Source organism: Hirschia litorea (genome assembly GCF_042665075.1).
GTDB lineage: Bacteria > Pseudomonadota > Alphaproteobacteria > Caulobacterales > Hyphomonadaceae > Hirschia > Hirschia litorea.
Map to the genome: position 1 here is coordinate 450,476 of NZ_JBHTBR010000002.1, position 15,198 is coordinate 465,673.

The following is a 15,198-nucleotide window of genomic DNA, read 5'->3' on the forward strand; positions in this document are numbered from 1 at the left end:
TCGTTTAATCCGCCGCACCTTCAATAGTAACATTCAAGCCATCCACTTTTGAATTTACACCATAAATGTCCTCAAGGCGGGCTTCTGAAAGCGTTTCTAAAGGTGGTCCGTCTGCTGATATTTTTCCATCTTTCATCCAAATGAATCGGTCAGCATATCGCGCTGCAAGATTAATATCATGCAATACAATCAGAGCTCCGTTGCCGCGTTTTACATATTCGGAGAAGAGATCCATGACTCGAAATTGGTGGCGAGGGTCTAACGCCGCGACTGGTTCATCAGCAATAACAAGTGGGGCTTGGGCAGCAAAAATACGGGCGCAATGGACCCTAGCAAGCTCTCCGCCAGAAAGTGTATCTGCATTTCTGTGGGTAAGATGTTCAAGGTCGCATGCATCCAATGCTTGGTTTACTGCATGCTCATCTGTTTCGCTGAGATTCCCCATATTCGCGCCATGGGAAAAACGACCCAATGCGATGACATCCTTAACATTATTTGGCCACGCGAGGGGACGAATTTGCGGCAGATAGGACACACCCCGTGCGCGCTCAATTGGAGAAAGTTGCTGGACGTCGATATCATTCAAAGTCGCGCAACCAGCTGATGGTTTTATCAACCCTAGCGCTGCACGTAAAAGGGTGCTCTTTCCAGCCCCATTGGGGCCAAGCAACACAACAAGCTCACCTTGTTGCAGTGTAAATGAGGCATCTTCGAGCAAGCTTGCGGTTTTGGTATTATATGAAAGGTTTTGAGCGTGGAGTTTACTCATGTCCTGTACGCCTCTGAATTGCGATCCATATGAAAGCGGGAGCACCAATTAAGGCTGCGACAACACCCAGCTTTAATTCTGTTTGTGTAGGAATGATACGCACGAAAATATCAGCAATTGTGAGAAACAAACCTGCAAGCAAAGCAGACGGCAGAAGAGAGCGCGCAGGATCGTGGCGCACCAATGGGCGGATAATGTGCGGAGCCACAATCCCTACAAAACCAATAGCACCAGCAAGTGAAACGGCCGCACCAGTTGTAAGGCCGGCACCAAGCACAACTGCAATGCGCTGATGTTTTAGGTTTAACCCAATACCGTTTGCAGCTTCATCGCCCAAGGTGAGCGCCGACAAACCGCGGCGTGTACCAAAAAGGATGGCCATGCCTATTACAATAAATGGTACAGAAAGCTGAAGGTCTTCAAAGCTGCGATTGGCTACCGAGCCAAGCATCCAATTTATCATGTCAGAAATAGAAAAAGGATTTGGCGCAAGATTGAGCAAAAGACTCATCATAGCGGCGGTGAAGCTTGAAATTCCGACGCCAATCAAAATGAGGGTAACGACTGATTGAGTTGTAATCGCAGCAAGTGCTAAAATTGTGGTGGCTGCAAGGGCACCGATTATTGCTGATATTGGCATTGCCCAAGGGCTGAATGCTGTTAGGCCATAATAGATTGTAAAAGTCGCGGCGAGGGAGGCTGAAGAAGAGACGCCTAACACCCCCGGTTCCGCCAAAGGGTTCCGTAATAGTCCTTGTAAGGCTGCCCCGCTTATACCCAAAGCAGCTCCAACGCTAAAAGCAGCCAATGCACGCGGCAGTCGAATTTGCCATATGACCAAAGTATCGCCGGCACTTCCTTGCCCCATCAAGGCTGCAAACACACGTTCAAACCCCAAAGGGGTGGAGCCCAAGAAACACGCAAGGACAAGCGCCAATATGCATCCGGCAATTAACGCAGGATTTAGAATACGTTCAATTGTCATCAGGAGTTATGCTTTCGTATTTGGCGCTTGCGAGTGCTTCTATCGCATCCAAAAGAAACCAGCTTCCACAGGCTGTCCATGCACCTTGTAACATAACAGTGGGTTGCTCAATCATCTGTTCTTTGGCTACTGGGTGACGCATCGCGCTCCAGGCATCTTTATGATTGGTTTTGCTTTCAAAAAAAGCGGCAGCAATTATATCGGGTTGTTCATAAGCAAGACGCTCTAGCGGTAATGAGCGCCAGCCTGGAAGATCTTGAAAATTCGTCAAGCCAGCAGCTAGAAGCATTTCGTGCACTAAGGAACCGGCTCCAGATGTGACACCTGTAGGCGTCATATAGAGCGCTGTTACATCGCCAGAGGATGACTGGATAGCGTTTAATCTGTCATCCATTTGGGCAATGATCTGGTTGCCCTTTTCAGATTCACCAAGCCCAGCTGACATCTCAGAAATAACGCGTTTTACGCCATCAAGGTCGTTTGCCCACCCCACGTTTAGAACAGGAATGCCTGCTTGCTCAAAGAAGTGTGCAGCGTTGGGGCCACCACCATACGACCTCACAACAAGGTCTGGCTTTTTTAAAATAACATCTTCAGCAATAGGCTTGATGGACGCAATTCCGTCGGCTGTGTCTCGCATATAGGAAAATTGCTTTTTTGCATCGGGAGACACTCCCAAAATACGGTCCCGATCAACAAGTTTTAAAACATATTGATCGGAACAAAAATCAAGGCTGACAATTCTCATTGGTCGGTCTGTAATATCAGACACTATTTGCTCTTGCCCTTTACAGGACGAGAGTAAAATAAAACCGAGGAAGATTGTCAGCCGAAACATATTAGTAGCTCAAACGAAGGCCAAACGATCCGGAGATACCGGGCGTTCCATAGCCTAAGATTTGTTGATATTCTTCGTCAAACAAGTTCTCGATGCGTGTATAAACTTCAACATTGCTTGTTACATCATAGCTGGCGGAAAGGTCGACGCGCGTCCACGCATCTACTTTGCCGTTTCTGTCTTCTTCAGACCCGTTATAGCGCACCAATATTGCACTACTAAATGGACCTTCAGGTGTGAAAGACATTGTAAAGTCGCCAGAATGTTCGGGAATGCGCACTAGCTCTTCGCCAGCATCATCCTCCGCATCAATATATGCGTAGTTTGCGTTCACACCTAACCAATTAAGCAATTGGTAGCTTCCAGAGACTTCTACTCCGCTGGAATTTACCTTTGCGATATTGTCATAAGTAAAGGTCGCAAACGAGAAGTCGATCTGGTTAGTCACTTCCTGATCAAAATAGGTCACACCAAACGTGCCCTTATTGTCTGGCGTACGAAGGTCTAGCCCAACGTCAAAACCTTCCGATTCTTCAGGCGAGAGTGTGGGTGTGCCATACTGACTGTAAAGCTGGTATAGAGACGGGGCTTTGAAACCCTGACCCCAGCTTGCACGAAGCGTTACAATATCATTGGGATTATAAGCAGCAGCTACACGGCCTGTTGTTTGTGTGCCATAAGCATCATGATCATCAACACGCACACCGGCTGTAAGCGTTAGGCTTTCAACTGGCTGCAACTCATACATTGCAAAAATACTGTCTGTCGTTTGCTCTCCATCATCCGAGCCAAAAGAAGATCCACTGTCGAACGTGCCTTCTTCGTGCTCGAGACCAAATGCAAGTTTGTTTGCATCATTGATCGTGAACAGTCCTTGATAGCGACCCAACCATCTTTCACCTTCAGCAGCGAAGCTTGTTACACCTGCATTTGAGTTTTCTCGATCAATATTTGAATAGCCGACTAAAATATCGTTCTCTAATTTGTCCGAGAAAAGTGAAAAACTAAGTTTTGCGTGTCCAGAAATTTCTTCTACATCGCTTTGGTCATTTGAATCGCCGACATTGCCCTGCGCGCCAAATTGATACCCGTCAATTTCAGTCGTAGAATCTTGATAAATAAGTCCAGCTTCTAGGCGTGTTGTGGACGTGAAATTAAAGCCACCTTTTGCAGTTAAACTTTGGCTTTCAAAACCGTCTTCTTCATCATTTCGGTTTGCAGCATCAGCTTTAGAAATACCAGCAGAATCGATAGCGTTATAAGAAATTCTAAAGTCTCCCTTATCGCTACCATATTCGACAGCAGCTCCACCACGGACGGTTTCAAAAGAACCAATTTCAGCATAAGCGTCGCCGCCAAATCCTTCATCCGGTGTTTTTGTAGTGATAGAAATCACACCTCCAATTGCGTCAGTTCCCCATAGGGTGGACTGTGCGCCTTTTAGGATTTCAATACGCTCGATTGATTCTGTACCAAGGCGCGCAAAATTAAAACTACCATCAGTCGTGCTGACATCACCAACTGGAACACCATCAATCATTACCAATGTTTGACCGGAGCTGGCACCGCGAATGCGTACACTTGCCTGTCCACCGAAACCACCATTTTGGTTCACAGTCACGGATGGAGCATTGGCGATAGCATCAATCGCAAAATCAAACCCAAGTTCTTCGATATCTGCTGATGTAATGACGTCAACACTGCTACCGATTTCTGTAAGGGTTTGGTTTAAGCGAGAGCTTTCGATAATAATGGGGCCAAGTGTTTTTGCAACTTCATCATTGGACGTGTCATCTGCAAATGCAGTTGGTAAACACGTTAATGCGACGGCACCGAGGAGGGCTGTTTTATAGATCATAATTTTGTTCCAAAATGCACCGCCGCCTGATGCTGCATTTTCTATAACGATATTATGGGCTCCATTCGAATGAATGCAGGCGACCAAGCTATTTTTATCGTTACAAAGAAGAGGCTTGCTCTTCCGTACCATATGCCTATTCCCGGGCTACGGACGAACGACGCGATGGCAGGTTTCCTGACTTGCGGATCTACACTTCGGGCCGTCTTCCCGAGGAATAACCTCAGTGACATTCTGGCCGTCAGCTTCTCGCTAACAGTTACGGGTATAGTGTCGGATTTACACCGACTTCCCTCTTAGCTTTCTCTTGAAAGCACCATCTAGGCGCGGGTATGCTGCAATTGCGAAGACGTGTCAATTACAGGCTTATCGCGGGCCTTTAAAAATCGATTCCGCGTTGAGCTTTAATGCCAGACTGGAAAGGGTGTTTAACTTCACGCATTTCAGTGACAAGGTCTGCATAGTCGCAAAGCTCTTGTTTAGCATCGCGTCCAGTTAGAATGACGCTGGTTTTGTCGGAGCGAGATTTTAGACCTTCAAGGACTTGCTCCACGTTGAGATATTCGTAACGCATAGCGATATTAATTTCATCTAGTACGACAAGATCATAATCGCCACTTTTCATCATCTCAATAGCACGATTGAATGCAGCTTGGGCCGCTGCAATATCTCGTTCTTTATCTTGGGTATCCCACGTAAAACCTTCGCCCATTGTGTGCCAATGCAATTGATCTTCAAATTTGGCAAAGAATTGTCTTTCACCAGTAATCCATTTTCCTTTGATGAACTGAACGACTCCAACTTTCTTACTCCAGCCGAGTGCGCGAGCAATCACACCAAATGCGGAACTCGATTTCCCTTTTCCATTTCCTGTATGAATGAGCACTAGACCCCGATCTGGATCTGTCGCTTCGGACGTTTTCTTGCGTTGCTCTGTTTGAAGAGCCTTCATTTTGTCTTTGTGTGCGTCCGAATTGCTCATAACAAAATTCCAATTTTAACGGTTAGCGGCTGAAGTTTGAATTAGGGACGTGGACATACCAAAACCAATGCGTGTGTCAAAGTCAGCTATAGTGTCGCCTGTAGAGAAGGCGGCTCTTATAACGCCAGAATGAGTGATTATAAGTGTGTGAGAGTTTTCATGTTGTAGCTCGGAAATTCCTTGTCGAACGCGTTGGCGTAATTGGTGAACACTTTCACCCCCATGTGGTTTGCCGTGGAGAAAATTGTCTGCCCAAATATCCAATTCATCTCGAGGAATGTCACTCCAAGGCATCATTTCCCAATTTCCAAAATCCATTTCTTTGAAACGATCATCAATGGAAATTTGCACTCCGGTTTGCGCCGAGAGGTAGTCAGCAAGTTTTCGGCATCTAGAAAGTGGGCTGGTGACAATAGCGTCTATGGAAGGGAGAACTTTGCAAGCAGCAGCTGCTTCTGATTCAAACGACGCAGCGAGGGCAATGTCTGTTTTTCCGTAGCATATTTGTGTGGACACATTTGGGGTTGTGTGGCGCATCAATGTTATAGGCATGCGAGGATACCCAAATATATACCAATCTCACTAAATTGCTGAACTGCTCCAAGAGTGTCGCCAGTGTAGCCTCCGAGTTTCTTTTCGAACATCATTCGGGCAATGACATGTCCAATCAACAATCCTAGCAAAGCGAACAGTGTGACGGATAGGGATACGAAAATTGAGAATATCGCTATGCTGGCGCTACCCACACCTAATGCAAATATTAGTCTAAAAATTGAAATGCCCGTCGCTGTAGGTTTACCAGTTCCTTCGTTACGAACATATCGGCTGGAAGCGATGACCAATACGCTAGATAACCTTGAAAGCCCGTGAGCAAATATAATAACTGGCATAATGAGAGATGATCCAAGTTCAATTAGAGCACCGATTTTTATAAGGAGCGCGAGAATAAGTGCGCAACTTCCATAGGTACCTAAACGGCTATCCTTCATTATCTCCAATGATTTGTCTTTGGTATGACCTCCGCCAATACCGTCGAATGTATCTGCTAATCCATCTTCGTGAAATGCACCTGTTAGTGCGAGAGAAATTCCAGTCGATATCAAGATAGAAATAGGCGTTGAGAAGACTGTAGAAAGTAGACCATAAGCACCAGCTATGCAGGCACCTATCAATAGACCAACAAGAGGGAAGTAGGCGGGAGCAGATGCTAGTCTGGCGGGCGTGAAGCCAATAGCAGAGGGCAAGCACAATCTAGTCAGGAACTGTACAGCGAGTAGAAAAACGCTGATTTCATTGCGAATAGCGCTAATCATGTAATATTGCTTACGCTCGCACTTTCAAAACTTGCCATTTCATTTAGCATTGCAGCGGCGGCTTTCACGAGCGGCCATGCGAGCAGCGCGCCTGTGCCTTCACCAAGTCTCATGTCTAGATTTAACAACGGCTTAGCGCCGATTGCGTCTAGCAATGCGAGATGACCTTGTTCCTCAGAAACGTGGGCAAATACAAGGTTTTGTTTTATGGCTGGAGAAATTTGTTGCGCGATAAGGGCAGCAGATGTTGCGATAAACCCATCAACTATAACGATTTTTTCAGATTCGGCCGCGCCAATCATCGCCCCTGCCATCATAGCGATTTCAAAACCACCATATTCTTGCATTGCGACCATTGGTGATAAATGTTCGTTTGTTCGGTTTGCTGCTTGTTTTAATAAGTCGCGTTTGCGCGCCAGCCCAGCATCATCAAGACCTGTGCCTCTGCCCGTTAGTGTATCGAGTGATAAACCAAGAATTTTGTGGGCAATTAGTGTAGCGGATGAGGTGTTTCCGATCCCCATTTCTCCAAAGCATTCAGCTTGGAAGTTTTCATTGTTTCCAATGTTTTTTCCAAACACTATGGCACGCTGTGCCTGCTCTTTGGTCATTGCAGACTCAGTGATTGCGTTTTTTGTACCGGGGGCTATCCGATGTGAAATGAGGTGAGGGTGATTAATTGGATCACATGCTACGCCTGCATCAACAACTTGAATTTTAACATTATTTGAACGGGCGAAAACATTCGCCGCAGCACCACCTGACAGGAAATTCAGGACCATCTGTTGGGTAACAATTTGAGGAAAAGCAGAAACCCCTGCATTTGCCATCCCATGGTCACCAGCAAAAATTGTCAGTCTGCATGCGTTCATCACAGGAGATAATGTGTGCTGACTTATAGCAATTTGTTCTGCGAGCTTTTCTATTTTCCCTAAAGAACCCACAGGTTTAGTTTTGCCATTAATCTTGGCAATAAGATTAGATTTGAACTCTGCGGAAGAAAGATTTGAATTGGTCATGTCTATAACGGGTAACGAATTTGACAACAAATTCAATCGTTAAAACAATATACCATGATATTTTGAAGAGTTGCCGGCAACAATATAATTGCTGCCGACAGGGGAGACTAGAAGCTATTCAGTCTCTATCATAAGGTAAGTTGACTGATAGTTGAGTTATAATTGGTGGAGTAACTTTAACAAAGATAGTGCTGAATTGATCACTTGTTCAATGCTTTGAATAAATTAGAAAAATTAGTGCTTCATAGATGCTGTTAGGCAATCATCGCCTTGAGTTTCAGTGTTGCAAATATCTGTAATGCGATAACTATTATCGCGTCCTTTTTTTACCATGAATGACACGTTGTTTCCTGATGTGAAGTTTGACAAGTCAACTTCGCCTTGGATGTCAAAACCCATTGTCATTGCGCCCATACCAATTTCAGGAATTGGGCTGTGGTCGATAACTATAAAGTCTCCATTTGGGCCGATGGATTCAACTTTTCCGGTTGCGTGCCCTAGGTTTGCATGGCCTGTGCTTGATGTGTGCTCAGAGTGTGTATGCTCTTGGGGAGAGCTTTGCTCTTGCTCTGGTGGCGTTTTGGTCTGGTCGTGTTGTTGGCCCGCTTCGCCACAGGCTGAAACAACAAGTGTAAAGGATAATACAAGACTAGAATAAAGATGTTTCATGTCGTTTTTTCTCCGGAAGTTGGTGATGTGAATTTTGGGTTGGTGGATTGGGGGCGGTTTTTAAAATTACGGCCGACCCAAATGTAATACACGGCAGGTATAACAATTAGCGTTAGGATAAGCGTGGTCGTCATACCCCCTAGCATCGGTAGAGCTATTCGGCGCATAACATCTGACCCCAGCCCGTCAGTTAAGAATATAGGAGCGAGACCGACAAAGATCGTAGTAACGGTCATTAATTTTGGTCGAACGCGCATGACTGCGCCATGAAAGATAGCGTCATACAAGTTTGATAGATTTTTCGGTGATACGCGGCGTACTTCTGCATCAATATACAAAAGCATCACGACCGCTGTTTCAACGGCGATACCCCCAAGTGCAATGAAGCCAACGGCAACCGCAACAGAAAGGTTATAACCAGCAAGCCAAACAGCCCATAAACCGCCGATAAGACCGAAGGGCAGAGACAACATAATCATTGCCGTTCTATCTAAGCGTCCAAAGTGTAGCATTAACAATAGGAATATGAGGCCTATTGCTGAAGGAATAGCGATTTTTAATCGTTCTGCCGCTTCTTGCATTTGTTTATACTGGCCTGAGAAGGACACAGCATAACCAGCGGGAAGATCAATACTATCTTTAATGGTTTCTCGTGCTTGGGTCACATAGCTACCGATATCTCGATCTTCTATGTCGACGAACACCCATCCAGTAAGACGTGCGTTCTCTGACCGGATCATGGGTGGACCTTCAGTGTAGGCAATGGTTGCAAGTTCTTCGATGGGAATATGCGCACCGCTGGGAGTAGGCACTAGAATATTTGTAAGATCGCTTGGCGTTTCTCGAAATGGACGATCATAACGCAATATAATGTTGTAGCGCTCGCGACCCTCTACAGATTGAGCTAGTTGCATTCCGCCGAGCGCTGTTTGAATGACAGATTGAAATACGCCCATATCAATATTTCTTCGCGCGAGTTCGGCGCGATCAGGGGTGATTTCCAAATACTTCCCACCCAACACTCTATCTGCAAATGCGGACCGTGTTCCGGATATTTTAGAGACTGCTGTTTCAATCTCTCTACCGATGCGTTCGATTTCCAGTAGATTGTCACCTGTGACTTTTATTCCAATTGGAGTGCGAACCCCTGTGGACACCATATCCATCCGTATTTTGATGGGATATCCCCATGAGTTTACGAGACCAGGCATTTGAAGCTTGCCATCGAGTTCGGCAATAATATCTTCAACGGTTAACCCTGCGCGCCATTGAGATGTCGGTTTTAGTTGTATCCATGTTTCAATCATTGAGAGAGGTGCGGGGTCTGTAGCTGTGTCAGCACGACCCGCTTTTCCAAATACGCGTTGCACTTCTGGAACAGTTTTAATGAGCCGATTTGTTTGACCAAGGATCTCTCTTGCCTTCGTAGAAGATACACCTGGGAGTGTTGTAGGCATATAGAGAAGTTCACCCTCATAAAGAGCCGGCATAAACTCAGAGCCTAAACGTTGTATTGGAAACATAACACTTGCGGTGACGATGAGCGCGAGAGAAACGGTAATCCATTTAAAGCGCAGTGCAGTGTGCAAAATAGGTTTATAAATCCAGACGAAGAACGCATTTAGAGGGTTAGCTTCTTCTTTCGCAAACTTTCCACGCATAAGGTGTAGCATTAGTACGGGGATTAGAGTGATGGATAATATGGCTGCAAAGGCCATGGCGTAGGTTTTTGTAAAAGCTAATGGACTGAACAATCTGTAGCTTTCGCCCGTTAGGGCAAAGACCGGTAGAAACGAAACCGTTATTATTAAAAGTGAGAAGAATATTCCGGGCCCTACTTCTTGAGCCGATTGAATCAGAACCTTTTGCCGGTCTTGCTTCGTAGGGGTGTCACCTATTTCGGACAGTTTCCGACTGGCATTTTCGACGAGAACGATAGATGCATCCACCATGGCACCAATTGCTATTGCAATCCCACCAAGGCTCATAATGTTGGCTGTCACTCCCTGCAAAGACATGACGATAAACGCCCCTAGAACGCCTAAAGGCAATGTAACAATAGCGATGAACGAAGAGCGTACGTGCAATAAGAAAATTAGAATTACAAAAGTGACTGCTAAACCTTCTTCGAGTAATTTTTTCTGAAGGTATTTTACTGAACCCGCAATAAGCGGTGTCCGATCATAAACAGTGACGATTTCAACATTGTCTGGAAGGCCAGCCTCTAACTGTTTCAGTTTGTCTTTTACGCGTTGAATGACACTTAGCGCATTTTCTCCATCACGCATTATGACAATTCCAGCAACGGTTTCGCCTTCTCCGTTTAATTCCACAATGCCTCTACGAAGGGCGGGACCTTCGACAATTCTAGCAATTGCTGACAGTAAAACAGGCGTGCCATCTTCTGCATATAAGACAATTTGCTCAATATCTTCTTTTCGTTCAACATATCCCGAAGAGCGTATTACGTATTCACTCTCTGCCTGTTCTAGAACTCGGCCGCCTACTGCACTTGAGGCAAGTTGGATAGCATTGGATACTCGCGCCAGGGGTATGTCGTAAGACTGCAATAGATTGGGATCGATCAGGACTTGGTATTCGCGTACAAACCCGCCAACTGAGGCAATTTCTGCGACACCTTCTACACCTGCTAATTCTAATTTTAGAAACCAATCTTGAAGAGAGCGAAGTTCTGCAAGGTCTGTGTTTCCAGTTTTATCTATGAGTGCATATTGGTAAACCCAGCCTACGCCGGTCGCATCAGGACCCATTTGAGGTGTGACACCCTTAGGCAGTTGAGACCCCAGTCTTGAAAGTGCTTCAAGTACGCGAGATCGCGCCCAATATAGATCTACATCGTCTTCGAAAATGACATATACAAAACTCGTTCCGAACATGGATGAGCCGCGAACATCTTTTGTTTTAGGGAGGCCCAATAAATTCGTAGATAGTGGATATGTTACAAGATCTTCAACGATTTGTGGGCTTTGACCGGGGAAATCTGTACGGATAATAACTTGAGTATCAGTCAGATCAGGTACAGCATCTAGGGGCGTGGACCTTAGTGAAAGCCAACCGGCAATGCCTAAGGCTATGCTTAGGGTTAAAACAATAATTTGGTTTGTGACCGACCAAGAAATAATCTTTGCAATGAATGACTTAGAGGGGTCGTGACCAGTTAAATCTGTGAAGTTGTTATCAGACACTTCAGCCTCCTAATGATGATTTGCGTGAGGTGTGCTCTCACGCTGCTGAAGTGCTGGTGTGTCTATGCTTTCCATAGGGTCTGGCCATGCTATAGGGCTGGAGTCTGACTGCCCATATGGATTATTAGGTGTGGATCCTTCCTGTATCCATAGACGTTGGGATGCATTATCTTGAAATAGATAAAGACCTGCATCTCTATAATGGATAGGCGACCCATCCAATAACCAAGGTTTCAAAGACGATGTGAGGCGAGCCAGATTGGATGCGAGCCCTTGACCTTCACGACTTGCTTTTGCGGCGCGGAGTGCGAGGGCTGACTCTTCAAGAATGGGCACGAGTTTTGTGTTGGCAAATCGTATCTTTAGCGTGTCAGTCGTAAAGAGCGCTGGATCGAGGAAATAGGGGTCGATTTTATATTTGTCCGTCAACGCTTCATGGAAATAGAGAGCCATATCTATCAAATGGTCCAGCTGGGATAGTGTTTCGGCGTCTATGGGAAGTTGGGAGAGCGGCGTTGTTGGGCCAGCTGAAGCCGCTATAGGTGCATTGAGTTTTGAGAACCCTTCTTGAAGGTTTGCTTCACTATCCAACATGAATTGGCCACTTGAAACGACTAATTCATCAGGATTCAAACCTGATAGAATTTCAGTCTGTCCTTGCGCATTTATGCCTATTTCAACCTTTCGGCTTGTGAAACGGCCTTCGCCCAAAGCAATGATAACGTGCGCACCATGACTGTCCCTTAGAATAGATTCTGTTGGGACAGAAAGGCGGTCTTGTTTTTCAAGATACATTGTAATGTCGGCATAGGCACCGGGACGAAGAAAGCCTGAACCATTGTCTACTTCAATACGCAATTCGCCCGTGCGTGTTTTGGGATCGATAGTAGGGTAGATATAGTTGATACGCCCTTCTGCTGGCGCATTTGGGGCGCTTGGAAAATTGAGGTGCACTGGAAAACCTGTATCTATGAGAGAAAGGTCCGATTCAGGCACACGTGCAATAATCCACACTTCTGCGTAGGATTGTAAACTAAGAATTTTAGTTCCTGGTTTGACGTAGTCACCTTCTCGTACTTGGAGCTTGGACACGGTTCCGCTGGATTCTGCGTATACAGGTACACGTTCAAGTATTTTTTGGGTTTGTGTTAAGCTCTCAATGGCTGTGTTCTGCATCCCTAAGGATCGCAAACGTTGGCGTACAGCAGCAATGCGGTTGTCATTGCCTATGGAGAGTGAATTTAGGTAGTCTTTTTGAGCTGAGATTAGGTCAGGGCTATAGACGCGATATAATAAGGCGCCTGTGCGAACGGAGTCACCTTCAGCTCGCACACGCAAATCCTCAATCCAACCTTCCAATCGAGAGACGGCAGCGTTTTCAAGACGTTCATTGGTTTCTATCGTGCCAAATGCCCGAAGAGTTTTGCCGAAATTGGATATGGTTACGGGGGCAGTGCGGATTCCCATTGTTTGGATCATTTCCGGCGCAACGGAGATAGAACCATCACCTGTCTCAGAGCTTGTTTTTTTTGCAGCAGGAACCAAGTCCATTCCGCAGATAGGACATGCGCCGTTTGCATCAGTGGAAATATAATGCGGATGCATCGGGCAGGTGTATTTTTGAATGGTATCTTCTTGAGAGGTTTGGGCGTGAGCCCCCCCTGAAATGGGAAGAGTGAGTGAAAATTGGGACGTGCTGCTAATGAGAACAAAAGAAGCTAATGCAAGGAAGCGAAAATGGGTCATGATTGCACCGTGAGGGCATTGAGTTGTGCCGTTGAGATATCTATGCGAGCTGTTTGGTTGGCGACTTCAGAGCGCAATTTCAAAATTGCAATTTCACCATCGATTATTGGTGCATAATCACCTGAACCAGATTCATAAATTGTAAGTTGGGCGCTTATTTTATCCTGAATGGCGGAGATTTTTTGTTTCAAGATATCAATGTGTTGCGTGGCTGCACGGCGGTTAGCCGAGAATGTAGAGTATTGGTTGGATACCGCACGCGCTGTTGCCATATAGCGAGCTTTGGTAGCTGCGTGATCTGCATTGGCCGCCCGCAATTTGGGAGCTTGTTTTTTGGCAGCCCAAATGGGTATGCTAAATGTGACCATTCCTGAGACCCAATCATCACCTTGAAAGTTGCTGCCAGATTCGCGTTGTTGGTAGGTTAATTGAGCTCCCCACTCTGGTTTCCATTCTGATTTTGCTTCATCGATATTATGATTGCGTATTTCTAGGGAGGCTTCTTCAATTTTCACTGCGTGAAAAGAAGAGATATCCCCATCCCAAGGACGAAGTTCTTGGAGTTGAGGTGGGGTGTCAGGAATAAAACCCAATAATTCAATCAGCTTTGCGTTAATTTGATCTGATTGGTTTTGAAGCTCAATTAATTCACGCGCGACATCTGCGCGTTCAGCTTCGATTTCCGCAAGCCTAAATAAAGCTGGGCGGCCTGCGTCAAGTTCGGATTCAACGACATCAACGAGTTCGGTGTATTTGCTGTCCCGATTTTTTGCGAACGAAGACTGAAGCGTGATGCGCTTCTTTTCAATGAGAAGGATTTGAAGTTCAGCTGTAAGCGCGGCCAAAAGCTGGCTTTTCATTGCGAGAAGTTGGTGAGACTGTGCTTTTGCACTTTTTGACCTGGCGTCACGACCTGAATAAGGGGTGAATTTTTGTTGGATACCGACTGATTTATGCGTTGGTAGATATGCCGTGAAGGATGGGTCAAAAATAGGAAAATTATTAATACCGATAGAGACCATAGGGTCAGGTAAAGCCATAGCTGCAATTGCGCGTTCTTGGCTGGCATTTGACTGGTATTCTAGTGAAAGTATTGAGGGGTGTTTCTCAAGTGTATGCTGTAATTCAGCATAACTTTGCGCATGTGCAATAGGAATGAGACCTAGCGATAAACAAGATATTAAAAGAAGCTTAGGGGAGCGACGCATAGAGGACTCCTGAAGTGAAAGAGACAAACGAAATCGGTCCAGACCCGTCGGAGAATGGACATCTAATTTGCGTCTTCAATCAGATTAGGAGGCGTTGTTTTAAGTCGATAGGGGAAATTGTGGCGCGGAGCTGGGACGCTCTTGGTGGTCCGGTCGTGAATATAGTGCGCTTGGGAGTGCTGAGGTGTGTATTTTCAACGTAAAGCGGAGTGGACTTAATTATTTGCGACGTCAGATCAACTGACGCACTTTGAAAGGCATTTTCCTGAGCAAATGCGATGTCGCAATCACTACATCCCATACATTCAGGTGTGGAGTGCGACGCGTCTGGCTGTGTACCTTGAGTTGCCATATCACTATGTTCCATAGTGTTGTGGCAGTCCTTTTGGTCAGTGACAGAAGCGTAAGTCGTTACGTGCGCGTGCTCGGTCAGGCAACATGCCATCACCGGACCAGCGGTAAACAGTACCGCTGCAAACATCAAAAAGATACGACTAAACAATCTCATATACACCAATATATATCAGGGTCGCTTAACTTACAATTACATGCGTTCGGTAAAATTATAACGTTGTTGGAGTGCTGACCGGGTATATGGGCATTCA

The 15,198-nt window shown here is 45.7% G+C and carries 13 protein-coding genes and 1 riboswitch; all 13 genes read right to left on the bottom strand.

Translation table 11 applies throughout. The features are described from left to right. Window positions 1–4: 4 nt before the first annotated feature. Window positions 5–769 (bottom strand): ABC transporter ATP-binding protein, encoded by a 765-nt coding sequence (locus ACFQS8_RS02260; RefSeq protein WP_382165307.1) that lies wholly within the window; start codon window positions 767–769, stop codon window positions 5–7. Further along, the gene (locus ACFQS8_RS02265; protein ID WP_382165309.1) at window positions 762–1,754 is read right to left on the bottom strand and encodes a FecCD family ABC transporter permease; all 993 of its coding nucleotides are present in this window, start codon (window positions 1,752–1,754) and stop codon (window positions 762–764) included. Before ACFQS8_RS02265 ends, ACFQS8_RS02260 begins: the two co-directional genes overlap by 8 nt. Beyond that, complete coding sequence (locus tag ACFQS8_RS02270) at window positions 1,744–2,526, bottom strand: ABC transporter substrate-binding protein (RefSeq protein ID WP_382165311.1); 783 nt, start codon at window positions 2,524–2,526, stop codon at window positions 1,744–1,746. Before ACFQS8_RS02270 ends, ACFQS8_RS02265 begins: the two co-directional genes overlap by 11 nt. Window positions 2,527–2,593: 67 nt before the next feature. After that, on the bottom strand, window positions 2,594–4,450 hold the full coding sequence (locus tag ACFQS8_RS02275; RefSeq protein WP_382165313.1) for a TonB-dependent receptor plug domain-containing protein: 1,857 nt from the start codon (window positions 4,448–4,450) through the stop codon (window positions 2,594–2,596). A gap of 150 nt (window positions 4,451–4,600) precedes the next feature. Further along, window positions 4,601–4,786, bottom strand: a riboswitch (cobalamin riboswitch). A gap of 43 nt (window positions 4,787–4,829) precedes the next feature. Continuing rightward, window positions 4,830–5,432: a cob(I)yrinic acid a,c-diamide adenosyltransferase gene (gene cobO / locus ACFQS8_RS02280; protein ID WP_382165315.1), complete on the bottom strand. Its 603-nt coding sequence runs from the start codon at window positions 5,430–5,432 to the stop codon at window positions 4,830–4,832. 15 nt (window positions 5,433–5,447) lie between these two features. Beyond that, window positions 5,448–5,984, bottom strand: coding sequence for an alpha-ribazole phosphatase (gene cobC, locus ACFQS8_RS02285; protein ID WP_382165317.1), 537 nt, complete (start codon window positions 5,982–5,984; stop codon window positions 5,448–5,450). Continuing rightward, complete coding sequence (gene cobS / locus ACFQS8_RS02290) at window positions 5,975–6,745, bottom strand: adenosylcobinamide-GDP ribazoletransferase (protein WP_382165319.1); 771 nt, start codon at window positions 6,743–6,745, stop codon at window positions 5,975–5,977. Before cobS ends, cobC begins: the two co-directional genes overlap by 10 nt. Then, window positions 6,742–7,764, bottom strand: coding sequence for a nicotinate-nucleotide--dimethylbenzimidazole phosphoribosyltransferase (cobT, locus tag ACFQS8_RS02295; RefSeq protein WP_382165321.1), 1,023 nt, complete (start codon window positions 7,762–7,764; stop codon window positions 6,742–6,744). Before cobT ends, cobS begins: the two co-directional genes overlap by 4 nt. 234 nt (window positions 7,765–7,998) lie before the next feature. Continuing rightward, window positions 7,999–8,433: a copper-binding protein gene (locus tag ACFQS8_RS02300; RefSeq protein WP_382165323.1), complete on the bottom strand. Its 435-nt coding sequence runs from the start codon at window positions 8,431–8,433 to the stop codon at window positions 7,999–8,001. Further along, a complete protein-coding gene (locus ACFQS8_RS02305; protein ID WP_382165325.1) occupies window positions 8,430–11,639 on the bottom strand; it encodes an efflux RND transporter permease subunit in 3,210 nt (1,069 codons plus the stop codon). The genes ACFQS8_RS02300 and ACFQS8_RS02305 overlap by 4 nt, the downstream gene beginning before the upstream one ends. 9 nt (window positions 11,640–11,648) lie before the next feature. Continuing rightward, the gene (locus tag ACFQS8_RS02310) at window positions 11,649–13,385 is read right to left on the bottom strand and encodes an efflux RND transporter periplasmic adaptor subunit (protein ID WP_382165326.1); all 1,737 of its coding nucleotides are present in this window, start codon (window positions 13,383–13,385) and stop codon (window positions 11,649–11,651) included. Beyond that, on the bottom strand, window positions 13,382–14,593 hold the full coding sequence (locus ACFQS8_RS02315) for a TolC family protein (protein WP_382165328.1): 1,212 nt from the start codon (window positions 14,591–14,593) through the stop codon (window positions 13,382–13,384). The genes ACFQS8_RS02310 and ACFQS8_RS02315 overlap by 4 nt, the downstream gene beginning before the upstream one ends. 79 nt (window positions 14,594–14,672) lie before the next feature. Next, window positions 14,673–15,095, bottom strand: coding sequence for a hypothetical protein (locus ACFQS8_RS02320; RefSeq protein WP_382165330.1), 423 nt, complete (start codon window positions 15,093–15,095; stop codon window positions 14,673–14,675). Between the last annotated feature and the right edge of the window lie 103 nt (window positions 15,096–15,198).